This window comes from Pseudomonas sp. BJP69 (assembly GCF_007633355.1).
GTDB classification, from domain to species: Bacteria; Pseudomonadota; Gammaproteobacteria; order Pseudomonadales; family Pseudomonadaceae; genus Aquipseudomonas; species Aquipseudomonas juntendi.
The window spans coordinates 1,704,667-1,717,863 of sequence record NZ_CP041933.1; the positions used below are offsets into that span (position 1 = coordinate 1,704,667).

Annotated in this window: 15 protein-coding genes and 2 pseudogenes; 15 read left to right on the forward strand and 2 right to left on the reverse strand. The window is 64.7% G+C overall.

The features are described from left to right. Positions 1-178 precede the first annotated feature (178 nt). The 15 genes and pseudogenes from ccmA to FPB55_RS08045 all read left to right on the forward strand — a co-directional run. Positions 179-811, forward strand: coding sequence for a cytochrome c biogenesis heme-transporting ATPase CcmA (gene ccmA, locus FPB55_RS07975; RefSeq protein WP_054904662.1), 633 nt, complete (start codon positions 179-181; stop codon positions 809-811). Next, positions 808-1,476, forward strand: coding sequence for a heme exporter protein CcmB (ccmB, locus tag FPB55_RS07980; RefSeq protein ID WP_115295243.1), 669 nt, complete (start codon positions 808-810; stop codon positions 1,474-1,476). Before ccmA ends, ccmB begins: the two co-directional genes overlap by 4 nt. 46 nt (positions 1,477-1,522) lie before the next feature. Next, positions 1,523-2,290: a heme ABC transporter permease gene (locus FPB55_RS07985; RefSeq protein WP_054890110.1), complete on the forward strand. Its 768-nt coding sequence runs from the start codon at positions 1,523-1,525 to the stop codon at positions 2,288-2,290. Then, complete coding sequence (ccmD, locus tag FPB55_RS07990; RefSeq protein ID WP_009681933.1) at positions 2,287-2,463, forward strand: heme exporter protein CcmD; 177 nt, start codon at positions 2,287-2,289, stop codon at positions 2,461-2,463. The genes FPB55_RS07985 and ccmD overlap by 4 nt, the downstream gene beginning before the upstream one ends. Continuing rightward, the gene (gene ccmE, locus FPB55_RS07995) at positions 2,460-2,915 is read left to right on the forward strand and encodes a cytochrome c maturation protein CcmE (RefSeq protein WP_009681934.1); all 456 of its coding nucleotides are present in this window, start codon (positions 2,460-2,462) and stop codon (positions 2,913-2,915) included. The genes ccmD and ccmE overlap by 4 nt, the downstream gene beginning before the upstream one ends. Positions 2,916-2,926: 11 nt before the next feature. Beyond that, the gene (locus FPB55_RS08000) at positions 2,927-4,900 is read left to right on the forward strand and encodes a heme lyase CcmF/NrfE family subunit (RefSeq protein WP_178097535.1); all 1,974 of its coding nucleotides are present in this window, start codon (positions 2,927-2,929) and stop codon (positions 4,898-4,900) included. After that, positions 4,897-5,433, forward strand: coding sequence for a DsbE family thiol:disulfide interchange protein (locus FPB55_RS08005; RefSeq protein WP_144187935.1), 537 nt, complete (start codon positions 4,897-4,899; stop codon positions 5,431-5,433). The genes FPB55_RS08000 and FPB55_RS08005 overlap by 4 nt, the downstream gene beginning before the upstream one ends. Then, entirely contained in the window at positions 5,430-5,906 is a 477-nt protein-coding gene (locus tag FPB55_RS08010) for a cytochrome c-type biogenesis protein (protein ID WP_054890112.1), read from the forward strand. The genes FPB55_RS08005 and FPB55_RS08010 overlap by 4 nt, the downstream gene beginning before the upstream one ends. Further along, on the forward strand, positions 5,899-7,095 hold the full coding sequence (gene ccmI, locus FPB55_RS08015; RefSeq protein ID WP_144187937.1) for a c-type cytochrome biogenesis protein CcmI: 1,197 nt from the start codon (positions 5,899-5,901) through the stop codon (positions 7,093-7,095). Before FPB55_RS08010 ends, ccmI begins: the two co-directional genes overlap by 8 nt. A 12-nt stretch (positions 7,096-7,107) precedes the next feature. Next, the gene (locus FPB55_RS08020; protein ID WP_054881300.1) at positions 7,108-7,524 is read left to right on the forward strand and encodes a hypothetical protein; all 417 of its coding nucleotides are present in this window, start codon (positions 7,108-7,110) and stop codon (positions 7,522-7,524) included. A gap of 121 nt (positions 7,525-7,645) precedes the next feature. Further along, a complete protein-coding gene (locus FPB55_RS08025) occupies positions 7,646-8,584 on the forward strand; it encodes a 2-hydroxyacid dehydrogenase (RefSeq protein WP_144187939.1) in 939 nt (312 codons plus the stop codon). Positions 8,585-8,634: 50 nt separating this feature from the next. Next, positions 8,635-9,423 carry a PhzF family phenazine biosynthesis protein gene (locus FPB55_RS08030; RefSeq protein WP_125855058.1) on the forward strand — a complete coding sequence of 263 codons (789 nt, stop codon included), beginning with the start codon at positions 8,635-8,637 and terminating at the stop codon, positions 9,421-9,423. A 163-nt stretch (positions 9,424-9,586) separates the two neighbouring features. Further along, positions 9,587-9,994, forward strand: coding sequence for a GFA family protein (locus tag FPB55_RS08035; RefSeq protein ID WP_054890117.1), 408 nt, complete (start codon positions 9,587-9,589; stop codon positions 9,992-9,994). Between the two features lie 145 nt (positions 9,995-10,139). Next, entirely contained in the window at positions 10,140-10,478 is a 339-nt protein-coding gene (locus tag FPB55_RS08040; protein WP_054890118.1) for an FKBP-type peptidyl-prolyl cis-trans isomerase, read from the forward strand. 108 nt (positions 10,479-10,586) lie between these two features. Beyond that, positions 10,587-10,817: pseudogene (locus tag FPB55_RS08045) on the forward strand (histidine phosphatase family protein); the annotation flags it as partial. A 178-nt stretch (positions 10,818-10,995) separates the two neighbouring features. Here FPB55_RS08045 and FPB55_RS08050 read toward each other — a convergent pair. Together FPB55_RS08050 and FPB55_RS08055 are read right to left on the reverse strand one after the other, a co-directional pair. After that, the gene (locus FPB55_RS08050; protein ID WP_009681947.1) at positions 10,996-11,724 is read right to left on the reverse strand and encodes an aspartate/glutamate racemase family protein; all 729 of its coding nucleotides are present in this window, start codon (positions 11,722-11,724) and stop codon (positions 10,996-10,998) included. A gap of 16 nt (positions 11,725-11,740) precedes the next feature. Beyond that, a pseudogene (locus FPB55_RS08055) lies at positions 11,741-13,183 on the reverse strand (NCS1 family nucleobase:cation symporter-1); the annotation flags it as partial. Between the last annotated feature and the right edge of the window lie 14 nt (positions 13,184-13,197).

Genomic DNA, 13,197 nt, shown 5'->3' on the forward strand with positions numbered 1-13,197 from the left:
TATACAACCTGTCGGACCCGGCCTCTTGGCAGCGCAGCGGCGCGTGCAATAATGCCGACCGCCCGTGGTTGCCAGTATAACGGCAGCGCACCGGGCGACTTGAGACACGGGCTTCAGGTTGGCTCGCCTGCCAACCAGGCAACACCGACCTGAGGCCCTCTACACATAAGGCGAAACCGTGACCTTCCACCTCCAAGCCGCAGGCCTGGCCTGCGAGCGCGACTGGCGCCTGCTGTTCGAGCAACTCGATTTCGAGCTGGGCGCGGGCGACATGCTGCAGATCAGTGGGCCCAACGGCAGTGGCAAGACCAGCCTGCTGCGCCTGTTGGCCGGGCTGATGCAGCCAACCGCCGGGCAGATCCTGCTGGGGGGCAAGCCGTTGGCTGAGCAGCGTCATGCCATGGCCAGCCTCCTGCTATGGATTGGCCATGCCGCCGGCATCAAGGACCTGCTGACCGCCGAGGAAAACCTCACCTGGCTGTGCGCCCTGCATCAACCGGCCAGCCGCGACGCTATCTGGGCAGCGCTGGCGGCGGTGGGCCTGCGCGGGTTCGAAGACGTGCCTTGCCACACCCTGTCGGCCGGCCAGCAGCGCCGCGTGGCCCTGGCCCGCTTGCACTTGGCCGGCCCGCCGCTGTGGATTCTCGATGAGCCGTTCACCGCCCTCGACAAGCAAGGCGTGGCGCAACTGGAAGCACACCTTGCGGCGCACTGCGAGCAGGGCGGCACCGTCGTGCTGACCACCCATCATACGCTGACGCGCAAGCCAGGCGGTTACCGTGAACTGAACCTGGGGCAATGGGCGGCATGAGCGTATTCATCCTGTTGCTGCGCCGTGAAGCGCGCCTGTTGTTCCGGCGCCCGGCCGAATTGGCCAACCCGCTGGTGTTCTTCGCCATCGTCGTGGCCCTGTTCCCGCTGGCGGTTGGCCCCGAGAGCCAATTGTTGCAAACCTTGTCGCCGGGCCTGGTGTGGGTGGCCGCGTTGCTGGCGGTGCTGCTGTCCCTGGACGGCCTGTTCCGCAGTGATTTCGAGGACGGCTCGCTGGAGCAGTGGGTGCTGTCGCCGCAGCCGCTGGCGCTGCTGGTGCTGGCCAAGGTGCTGGCGCACTGGATCTTTTCCGGGCTGGCGCTGGTATTGTTGGCGCCGCTGCTGGCCTTGATGCTGGGCTTGCCCGGCCACTGCCTGCCGGTGCTGCTTGCTTCACTGCTGCTGGGTACGCCAGTGCTGAGCTTGCTGGGTGCAGTAGGCGCGGCGCTGACCGTTGGCCTCAAGCGCGGTGGTTTGTTACTGGCGTTGCTGATTTTGCCGTTGTATATCCCTGTATTGATCCTGGGCAGTGGTGCGTTGCAAGCGGCGTTGCAGAATATGCCGGCAACCGGCCATTTGCTCTGGCTCGCCAGCCTCACTGCCCTGGCCGTGACCCTGGCACCCTTTGCGATAGCGGCCGGGCTGAAGATCAGCGTCGGCGAATAACGAGTCCCGGGCTCTCAAGCCCGGCAAATACCCTGGATGTACCCTGATGAAAATAAGCTGGACGTGGTTCCACAAGCTGGGCTCCCCGAAATGGTTCTATGCCATCAGCGGCCGCATGCTGCCATGGCTGGCCACTGCCGCCGTGCTTCTGTTGCTGGTCGGCATCACCTGGGGCCTGGCCTTCGCCCCCCAGGACTACCAGCAAGGCAACAGCTTCCGCATCATCTATATCCACGTGCCGGCGGCGATGCTGGCGCAGTCCTGCTATGTGCTGCTGGCCGTGGCCGGGGTGGTGGGGCTGGTGTGGAAGATGAAGCTGGCCGATGTCGCCCTGCAATGTGCCGCCCCGATCGGCGCCTGGATGACCGCGGTGGCGCTGGTCACCGGTGCCATCTGGGGCAAGCCGACCTGGGGCAGTTGGTGGGTGTGGGATGCCCGACTTACGTCCATGCTTATCCTGCTGTTCCTGTACTTCGGCATTATTGCGCTGGGCCAGGCGATCAGTAATCGTGACAGCGCAGCCAAAGCCTGTGCGGTGCTGGCGATCGTCGGCGTGGTGAACATCCCGATCATCAAGTACTCGGTGGAGTGGTGGAACACGCTGCACCAGGGCGCCACCTTCACCCTCACCGAAAAACCGGCGATGCCGGCAGAAATGTGGCTGCCGCTGCTGTGCACGGCGCTGGGTTTCTACTGCTTCTTCGGCGCTGTGCTGCTGCTGCGCATGCGCCTGGAAGTGCTAAAGCGCGAGGCGCGCGCCAGTTGGGTCAAGGACGAAGTCTTGAACAGCCTTGGGCGGAGGGCCGCACCATGAGCTTTGCCACCTTCGGCGAATTCCTTGCCATGGGCCACCACGGCCTGTACGTGTGGTCGGCCTATGGCATCTGCCTGGTGGTGCTGGCGCTGAATGTCGCCGCGCCGCTGCTGGCTCGCCGTCGCTACCTGCAAGAAGAGGCGCGCCGTTTGCGCCGGGAGAACAACCAGTGAATCCGCAGCGCAAGAAACGCCTGTTGCTCATCGCCGGCCTGTTGGTCGGCGTCGGGGTTGCCGTCGGCTTTGCCTTGAGCGCACTGCAGCAGAACATCAACCTGTTCTATACCCCCACTCAAATTGCCAATGGCGAAGCGCCGCTGGACACCCGTATCCGCGCGGGCGGCATGGTCGAGAAAGGCTCGGTGCAACGCTCGTCCGACTCGCTGGACGTACGCTTCGTGGTCACCGACTTCAACAAATCGGTGCCGATCACCTACCGCGGCATCCTGCCCGACCTGTTCCGCGAAGGGCAGGGCATCGTCGCCCTGGGCAAGCTCAATGACCAGGGCGTGGTGGTAGCCGATGAAGTGCTGGCCAAGCATGACGAGAAATACATGCCGCCCGAGGTTACCAAGGCCCTCAAGGAAAGCGGCCAGGCAGCCGCTGGCGGGGGGAGCAAGCCATGAACGCCGCACTGGTGATACCTGAACTGGGCCAGCTGGCGATGATCCTGGCCATCTGCTTTGCAGCCGTGCAGGCCAGCGTGCCGCTGCTTGGCGCCTGGCGCGGCGACAGCCTGTGGATGAGCCTGGCACGGCCTGCGGCCTGGGGGCAGTTCGCGTTCCTGGCGTTCGCCTTCGCCTGCCTGACCCACGCCTTCATGACCGACAACTTTTCGGTGGCCTACGTGGCCAGCAACTCCAACAGCGCCTTGCCGTGGTACTACAAGTTCAGCGCCGTGTGGGGCGCCCACGAAGGCTCTTTGCTGTTGTGGGCGCTGATTCTCGGTGGCTGGACCTTTGCCGTGTCGGTGTTCTCGCGGCAGTTGCCGCAGGTGATGCTGGCCCGCGTGCTGGCAGTGATGGGCATGATCAGCGTAGGTTTCCTGAGCTTCCTGATCATCACCTCCAACCCGTTCCAGCGCATGCTGCCGCAGGTGCCGACCGACGGCCGCGACCTCAACCCGCTGCTGCAGGACTTCGGCCTGATCGTGCACCCGCCCATGCTGTACATGGGTTACGTGGGCTTCTCGGTGGCCTTTGCCTTCGCCATCGCCGCCTTGCTCGGTGGCCGCCTGGATGCCGCCTGGGCGCGCTGGTCGCGGCCATGGACCATCGTCGCCTGGGCGTTTCTGGGGGTGGGCATTACCCTGGGCTCATGGTGGGCCTACTATGAACTGGGCTGGGGTGGCTGGTGGTTCTGGGACCCGGTGGAAAACGCCTCGTTCATGCCCTGGCTGGTGGGCACTGCGCTGATCCACTCGCTGGCGGTGACCGAAAAGCGCGGGGTGTTCAAGAGCTGGACCGTGCTCCTGGCGATTGCCGCGTTCTCGCTGAGCCTGCTGGGCACCTTCCTGGTGCGTTCCGGCGTGCTGACCTCGGTGCACGCGTTTGCCGCAGACCCGTCGCGGGGCATTTTCATCCTGATCTTCCTGCTGTTCGTGGTCGGGGGGTCGCTGACCTTGTTCGCCCTGCGCGCGCCGGTGGTCAAAAGCCAGGTAGGCTTTGCCCTGTGGTCGCGGGAAACACTGCTGCTGGCCAACAACCTGGTGCTGGTGGTGGCGGCATCCATGATCCTGCTCGGCACCCTTTACCCCCTGGTGCTCGATGCCCTTACCGGGGCCAAGTTGTCGGTGGGCCCACCGTATTTCAATGCGTTGTTCCTGCCGTTGATGGCGCTGCTGATGGTGGTGTTGAGCATTGGCGTGGTGGTGCGCTGGAAGGACACCCCGGGCAAATGGCTGGTGAGCATGATGAGCCCGGTGCTGGTGGGCAGCGCCATCCTTGCACCGCTGGCCGGCCTGATCGTCGATGACTTCGACTGGCCGACGCTGACTGCCTTCGCCCTGGCTGCCTGGGTGGTGCTCGGCGGGCTGCGTGACATCCTCGACAAGACGCGCCACAAGGGGCTGGTCAAGGGCCTGCCGGGGCTGGGCCGCAGTTACTGGGGCATGCAGCTGGCGCACCTGGGCCTGGCGGTGTGCGCGCTGGGCGTGGTGTTGTCGAGCAACAACAGCGCCGAACGCGACCTGCGCATGGCGCCGGGCGAGAGCGTCGAGTTGGGTGGCTACCACTTCCTGTTCGAAGGTGCCAAGCACTTCGAAGGGCCCAACTTCATCTCCGACAAAGGCACGATCGTGGTCAGCCGCGATGGCCGGGCTGTGACCACCCTGCACCCGGAAAAACGCCTGTACACCGTGCAGCAGTCGATGATGACCGAAGCCGGCATCGATGCCGGCTTCACCCGCGACCTGTACGTGGCCCTCGGCGAGCCGCTGGAGAACGGCGCCTGGGCGGTGCGCGTGCATATCAAGCCTTATGTCCGCTGGATCTGGCTGGGCGGTCTGTTGACTGCCCTGGGCGGGTTGCTGGCGGCCCTCGACCGGCGCTACCGCGTCAAGGTCAAGACCCGGGTGCGTGAAGCCCTGGGCGTGTCTGGAGCAGCTGCATGAAGCGTTGGATCATGGTAGTGCCCCTGGCAGTGTTCCTGCTGGTGGCGGTGTTTCTCTACAAGGGCCTGTTCCTCAAGCCCGACGAGCTGCCCTCGGCAATGATCGGCAAAGCGTTCCCGGCGTTTTCCCTGGCCTCGACCCAGGGCGACCGTACCCTGACCGAGGCTGACCTGCACGGCCGCCCGGCACTGGTCAACGTGTGGGCCACCTGGTGCCCGTCGTGCAAGGTGGAGCACCCGTACCTGAACCAGCTGGCGCAGCAGGGCGTGGTGATTCACGGGGTCAACTACAAGGACGACAACGTCGCAGCGCGCAAATGGCTGGCCGATTTCCACAACCCCTACCAGCTGGACATCCGTGACGAGCAGGGCAGCCTGGGCCTGGACCTGGGGGTGTACGGCGCGCCGGAAACATTCCTGATCGATGCCAAGGGCATCATCCGCTACAAGCATGTGGGCATCGTCGATGCCACGGTGTGGCGTGAGCAGCTGGCGCCGCTGTACCAGGGCCTGGTCGACGAGGCCAAACCATGAGGCGTTGGCTGGCAGCGGTGCTGCTGGGCATGAGCCTGGCCAGCGTGGCCAAGGCGGCCATCGATACCTATCAGTTCCGCGACGAGGCAGAGCGCCAGCGTTACCAGGCGTTGACCAAGGAACTGCGCTGCCCGAAGTGCCAGAACCAGGACATTGCCGACTCCAACGCCCCCATCGCTGCCGACCTGCGCCGGGAGATCTTCCGCATGCTGGGCGAGGGCAAGAGCAACCAGCAGATCGTGGACTTCATGGTCGACCGCTATGGCGATTTCGTGCGCTACAAGCCGGCGCTCAGTGGTCGCACCTGGCTGCTGTGGTTCGGCCCAGGGCTGCTGCTGGCGGGCGGGTTCGTGGTGTTGGCGCTGATCGTGCGCCGGCGCCGTGGCAGTGCCACGCCAGGCACCGATGCATTGTCTGCTGAAGAACGCGAGCGTCTCGCCAAACTGCTGGAAAAAGAACCGACCCATGATTGAATTCTGGCTTAGCGCGGGCCTGTTGTTGCTCGCTGCCCTCAGCTTCCTGCTGATTCCGATCCTGCGTGGCCGTCGTCGCCAACAGGAAGAAGACCGCACCGCCCTGAACGTGGCCCTGTATCAGGAGCGGGTCGCCGAACTGGCTGCGCAGCAGGCTGCCGGGGTACTGGACGCAGCGCAGTTGGCCCAGGGCCGCGACGAAGCCGCCCGTGAGCTGCTGGCCGACACCGAGGGCGCTGACGCCCCGCGCCAAGGCCACCTGGGCAAGGCACTCCCCCTGCTGGCCGCGGTGTTGGTGCCGGTGCTGGCGTTGGGGTTGTACCTGCATTTCGGCGCAGCCGACAAGGTGGCCCTGACCCAGGAGTTTGCCCAGGCGCCGAAGTCGATGGAGGAAATGACCACGCGCCTGGAGCGTGTGGTAAAAGCCCAGCCAGACTCGGCCGAAGCCGTGTACTTCCTCGGCCGTGCCTACATGGCCGAGCAGCGCCCGGCAGATGCTGCGCGTACCTTTGAACGTGCCGTGGCCCTGGCCGGGCGTCAGCCAGAGCTGCTGGGGCAGTGGGCGCAAGCCCTGTATTTTGCTGCTGACAAACAGTGGAGCCCACAGCTGCAGGCCCTCACCGACGAAGCCTTGAAGGGCGACCCCAACGAAGTCACCAGCCTGGGGCTGCGCGGTATCGCCGCTTTCGAAGGCGAGCGTTACCAGCAAGCCATCGATTACTGGCAGCGTTTGCTGGCGCAGTTGCCCGAGGGCGATGCATCGCGCGCGGCATTGCAAGGCGGCATCGACCGCGCTGCCGAGCGCCTGGGCAGCTCGCCGGCGCGGGCGAACGAACCCGCGCCGGTCGCGGCGCGCCTGAAGGTGCGGGTGGAGCTGGCGGCGGCATTGCGGGACAAGGTCAAGCCGAACGACACCGTGTTCATCTTCGCCCGCGCCAGCAATGGCCCACCGATGCCATTGGCGGCCAAGCGGGTGACGGTGGCGCAGTTGCCGATCGAGGTGGAGCTTTCTGATGCGGACGCGATGATGCCGCAGATGAAACTGTCCGACTTTGCAGAAGTCCAACTGATGGCACGTGTGTCGCGTGCTGGTCAGCCGACCCAAGGTGAGTGGATCGGCCAAGGTGCACCCCTGTCCAGCGCGACCCAGGCTACCCAACACCTGACCATCGACAGCCCCGATCCGTAAGAGAGCAATGCCATGCACAGCGCCGTCCGCCTGACCCTGATTACCCTGGCCCTGGGTTTGTCTGCGTGTACGACGCAGCAGCCCTACGAGCACCCCGAGCCGCCGATAGAGCGGGTGCCGCCCCAGGGGCCGGTGGTCAAGCCATTGCCCGGCGGCCAGCCTTCTACCCAGCCAGGCAAGCCGGCGGCCATTCCCAAGCCGATGCCGCGCACCTCGGCCAGCTTCGCGCCACCGCCGGGTGGTGCCAGCCACTGGGATCCGAAACTGGGCGTCTATGTGCTGGATAAACAACCCAACACGTTCTACCGGCAGCGGACCTACTACCGCTTCGACAACGGTTGGAGCTGGTCGCTGAGCCCGAATGGCCCTTGGCAGGAAACCGACAGCAGCGGGGTGCCAGGTGGGTTGGGGCGTGCATTCGCGCAGTAGCGAGCTTGCCAGGCCCCACGCACTGCCAGGGGTGCCCGTACAGTACAGTTCGACCGATAATTAGCGATTGACTGTACTGTAGCGTCAGTCCGCATAATGCCCCTTCGTGAACGGAGGCGGCATGCATAAGACAGTCCTGGTACTCGTGGAAACCGTCGATGATTACCTGCCCTTGCTGGAGCAGGCCGGTTACCGCCTTATTCGTGCCCCGTCACCCCAACAGCGGGCTGATGCCATCCGGCGCCACGCCAATCAAATCGACGCCGTGCTCACCCGCGGCCCATTGGGCCTGACCGCTGTCGAAATCGATGCACTGCCCAACCTGCAGATCATCTGCGTCATCGGTGCCGGCTATGAACAAGTCGACCTAGCCGCCGCCGCCACACGCGGCATTACCGTCACCAACGGCGCCGGGGCCAATGCTGCTGCCGTTGCCGACCACACCCTGGCCCTGCTGCTGGCTCTGCTGCGCGACATCCCCCGCGGCGATGCCAGCACTCGCCGCGGCGAGTGGAACCGGGTGATCAGCCCTTCGGTAAGCGGTAAGCGCCTGGGCATTCTCGGCCTTGGCGCCGTAGGCCTGGCCATCGCCAAACGCGCCCACCTCGGCTTTGACATGCCCGTCAGCTACCACAGCCGCACCCCGCGCCAGGGTGTGCCCTACACCTGGTATGACAGCCCACAACACCTGGCTGATGCCGTGGATATCCTGGTCGTGGCCACCCCCGGTGGTGCCAATACCCGGCATCTGGTCGATGCCCGGGTGCTGGAGGCGCTGGGCGCCGAAGGTTATCTGGTGAATATCGCTCGGGCCAGCGTGGTCGACACCCAGGCCCTGGTTGCCGCACTGCAACGTGGCCAACTGGCCGGCGCCGCGCTGGATGTGTTCGACGACGAACCGGCTGTGCCCGATGCATTGAAAGCCTTGGCCAACACCGTGCTAACGCCCCATGTAGCCGGACAGTCACCCGAGGCGGCGCGCGATACGGTGACCCTGGTGCTGCGCAACCTGCAGGCGTTCTTTGCCGGTGAGCCGGTATTGACGCCGGTACGCCCGTAACCCTATTCAGACATCTGCCTGGCAGCGCCCAGGCAACAAGGAGCGTGTGCATGCAACTCGAAATCTTCCAGGTCGATGCCTTTTCCGCTGAGCCGTTCGGCGGCAACCCGGCAGCTGTGATTCCCTTGCAAAGCTGGCTGCCGGACGATGTACTGCAACGCATTGCCGAAGAGAACAACCTGTCGGAAACCGCCTACTTCGTGCGCAATGGCGAAACCTACGACCTGCGTTGGTTCACCCCGGCCGTGGAAGTCGACCTGTGCGGCCACGCCACCTTGGCCTCGGCCTATGTACTGTTCGAGCAACTGGGCGAGCAGGCGCAGGTGCTGCGTTTCAATACCCGCAGTGGCGAACTGCGCGTCAGCCGCGGTGCGGACGGCCTGTTGGCCATGGACTTCCCGGCCAAGCAGCCACTCGCCGAGGACATGCCGCAGGGCCTGCTGCAAGCGCTGGGCCTGAGCCAGGCGCAGGCGCTGTACCGCAGTGACGACTTTGTGGTGGTGATCGATGACGCATTGCTGCTCGATACCCTGAAGCCAGACTTCGTTGCACTGTCGGCCTTCGATGTGCGCGGCATTGCCGTGACTGCAGCAGGGCGTGGTTTTGATTTCGTCACCCGCTGGTTCGGCCCCAACGTTGGTGTGAACGAAGACCCGGTGACGGGTTCGGCGCATACCTCGCTCGCGCCATTGTGGGCCGAGCGGCTGGGCAAGCAAGTGCTGGCGTGCGAGCAGGGCGGGGCGCGCAAAGGGCAGTTGCTGTGTGAAGTACCGGGTAATGGCCGGGTGATCATCAGCGGGCGGGCGGCGTTGTACCTGCGCGGAACTGTCTATATTTAACAGGCTGACACCGTCTGCCTGTAGGAGCGGCCTTGTGTCGCGATCGGGCCGCAACGCGGCCCCTCGATTTTCGCGTTGATGCGTCAATCCGGGGGCTGCTTTGCAGCCCATCGCGACACAAGGCCGCTCCTACATGGCCCAACCCCTGTTCAAGGAGCCAGCCATGGCCCTGGAAAAACACGGCACCTGCCTGTGCGGCGCCACCCGGCTTACTGTCACCGTCGACAATACCCACATCAGCGCCTGCCATTGCAGCATGTGCCGCAAGTGGACCGGTGGCCCGCTGCTGGTGGTTGATTGCAGCAAGCCCCCGCTGATCGAGGGGCGGGCGCCCAGCGTTTATGACTCCTCCGACTGGGCACAGCGTGCTTTTTGCGGCCAGTGCGGCACGCACTTGTACTACCGGCTCAAGGCCAACGACTTCCATGCCATACCGGTCGGCCTGCTCGAGGGCGACCAGGACTGGGATTTCAACATGCAGATTTTCGTCGAAGAGAAACCCGCCTGGTACTGCTTCGCCAACCAGACCAGGGAACTGACCGGCCAGGAAGTCTTCGAGCAGAACAGCTGATTCAGGCCTGCGCCAGCAGCCACTCGGCAAACATTTGGGCGGTGTGCTGTGGTCGAAGCGCCAGCACGAAACACCACGCGCGCTTGCCAAACCGATGCATTCCTGAGAAAAGGGCGGCTTTGTTTTCAAGCGTTGGAGTATGCCCGTGAGCCAAGAACTGCAGATCATCGAACTGGTCGAGGGGGACGGCAAAGCCGCCGTCAAAGGCGCCCTGATCACTACCCAGTACACCGGCTGGCTGGCCGATGGCAGTGAGTTCGATTCGTCCTGGTCGCGCGGCAAGCCGTTCCAGTGCGTGATCGGCACCGGCCGGGTGATCAAAGGCTGGGACCTGGGCCTGATGGGCATGCGCGTGGGCGGCAAACGCAAGCTGCTGGTACCGGCGCACCTGGGCTATGGCGAGCGCAGTGTGGGGGCGATTGCGCCGAATTCGGCCCTGACCTTCGAGATCGAGTTGCTGGAAGTGCTGACGCGGGATGATTGAGCGGCCGTTTTGCAACGCTCAGGATGGCATTCACTACTGATGGCGTCCCGCAATTGTCGGGGCGATGTGGCGGGTAACCCGATTTCTCTGCCACACGAGCCTGCCTTGATGAAGTTGCCAACATTCTTCCGCCGTCGCCGTCACCTGCTGCTGAGCCTGGTGCTTACAGCTGTCGCCGTGCCGCTGGCGCTGGAGGCTGTCGAAAGCCGCGCGCAACCGGTGGATGGCACCCAGACGCTGGTGTTCCTGCGCCATGCCGAGAAACCCGGCGAGGGCTTAGGCCAGTTGAACTGCCAGGGCCTCAACCGTGCGCTGGACCTGGCCACGCTGCTGCCCGACATGAGGGTTTTAGTCCTTGGCTGTGGCAGTGCAGCGGTTGGCCCGGGTGATGTGTTGGCCAGTGCCGGCCTCTTCGCGGGCACGCCCGCTCCCACAAGATAACCACAAGCCTGAAGGCTGTGGGGGCCCTGTGGGAGCGGGCGTGCCCGCGAAGAGGCCGGCACTGGCAACTAAAGGACTAGCGGCCGAACCGCATCGGCCAACCCACCACCTTCTTCACCCGCGGCGTGGCATAGGTGCGCACCTTGGAGGTACTCAACCCCATGCGCACCAGCGCTTCGGCAATGGTCACCGCCGCACTCACGCCATCCACCACCGGCACCCCGGTACGCTGGCGGATCTGCTCGTCCAGCCCGGCCATGCCGCCGCAACCCAGGCAAATCACCTCGGCCTTGTCTTCGCGTACGGCGCGTTCGGCCTGCTCCACAATCGCCTGCACAGCACGCTGTGGGTCGGCTTCCAGCTCCAGTACCGCCAGCCCGCTGGCCCGCACCGAGGCGCAGCGGTCATACAGGCCAGAAAGCTTCAGGCGGTCTTCGATCAGCGGTACGGTCCGGTCCAGGGTCGTTACCACCGAATAGGCATGGCCCAGGTACATTGCCGTGCTGGCAGCGGCATCGGTGATGTCTACCACCGGCACATTCAGCAGCTCCTGCAGGCCTTCGCGGCCGTGTTCGCCATAACCGGCCTGGATCACGGCGTCGTAGGGGCCCTCGTAGGCCAGTACCCGGTCCATCACCGCAATGGCTGCCAGGTAGCTTTCGAAATTGCCTTCCACCGATTCGGCGCCGAACCAGGGGGTGAGGCCGACGATTTCGGTGCCGGGCGCGGCTACCGTACGGGCCTGTTCGGCGATGGCCTCGGTGATGGCTGCGGTGGTGTTGACGTTGGCGATCAGAATACGCATGGGCAGTCTTCCCTGATTAATGGCTGCTGTGGTCGACGGCGATGCACTCGCCGCTGACATCGTGGTACTGGCGGTTGCGCGGCGCGATCAGCAGGTAGAGGGCGGCGGCGATGCCGGCTCCTATCAGCCAGGAAAACGGCGCCACACTGTGGAAGTTGGGCACCAGGGCCAGCACGATGGCCAGCAGTGCAGCCGGCAGGAACGCGGCCACGGCGCGCAGGTTGATGCCTTTGCTGTAGTGGTAGGCGCCGGCGGGGTCTTCGCTGTACAGCTGCGGCACGTTGATGCAGCCTTTGCGCAGCAGCCAGTAGTCGGACATGATCACCCCGTACAGCGGGCCGAGCAGGGCGCCCAGCCCCGACAGGAAGTACACGATCACCAGCGGGCTGTTGTACAGGTTCCACGGCAGGATCAGCACCGCCACGGTGGCGCTGATCAGCCCGGCACGGCGGAAGTTCAAGTGGCGCGGCGCCAGGTTGCTGAGCACGAAGGCCGGGGCGACGAAGTTGGCCATGATATTGACCGCCACGGTGACGATCAGGAACGCCAGGCAGCCCAGTACCAGGAAGGGGGTGCTGGGAATGGCGGCGACGATTTGCGTGGGGCTGTCGATGACCTGCCCGTTGATCTGGAATTGCGCACCGCAAAGCACCACGGTGATCACCGCGAACACCAGGATGTTCACCGGCAGCCCCCAGAAATTGCCGACGCGGATGGTCTTGCGGCATGGCGAGGAGCGGGCGAAGTCGCAGAAGTTCAGCACCAGGGTGCCGTAGATCGCCAGCCACAGGGCGCCGCCGGCGAAGATGTTGCGCCACATCTCGTAGCCGGTCAGGGGCTCGGCCACCGACCAGGCGATACGCGCGTCAGCCTGGGCGTACATGAACACCGCCAGCGCTGCCACGGTCAGCAAAATCACCGGGCCAGCGAAGCCTTCGTAGCGGCGTACCATTTCCATGCCGTAGGCAAGAATCACCAGCTGCACCAGCCAGATCGCCACGAAACACACCCAGCCCAGGCTCGACAGGCCAAGAATGCTGTCGTGGTCGTAGGCGGCCATGTGCGGCCATACGGCGGTAAGCAGTACCCGCAGCACGACCGAGGCCAGGTAAGTCTGAATGCCGAACCAGGCGATGGCGATGATCGCCCGGATCAGCGCCGGAAGCTGTGCACCATGGATACCGAAGGCGATGCGGCTGATGACCGGGAACGGCACCCCGGTTTTTTGCCCCATGTAACCGGACAAGTTCATGAAGAAGTACACCAGCGCGGCGCCAATGGCCAACGACAACAGAATTTGCCAGCCACCGAGGCCGAGGGCGAACAAGCCCATGGCGAATGAATAGTTGGCAATGTTGTGCACATCGTTGGTCCACAACGCGAAGATGCTATAGCCACCCCAACGCCGGCCTTCGCTTCGCGTGGGGGCAAGGTCGCGGTTATGCAGGCGTGGGCTCAGGGCCAGTTCGGGAT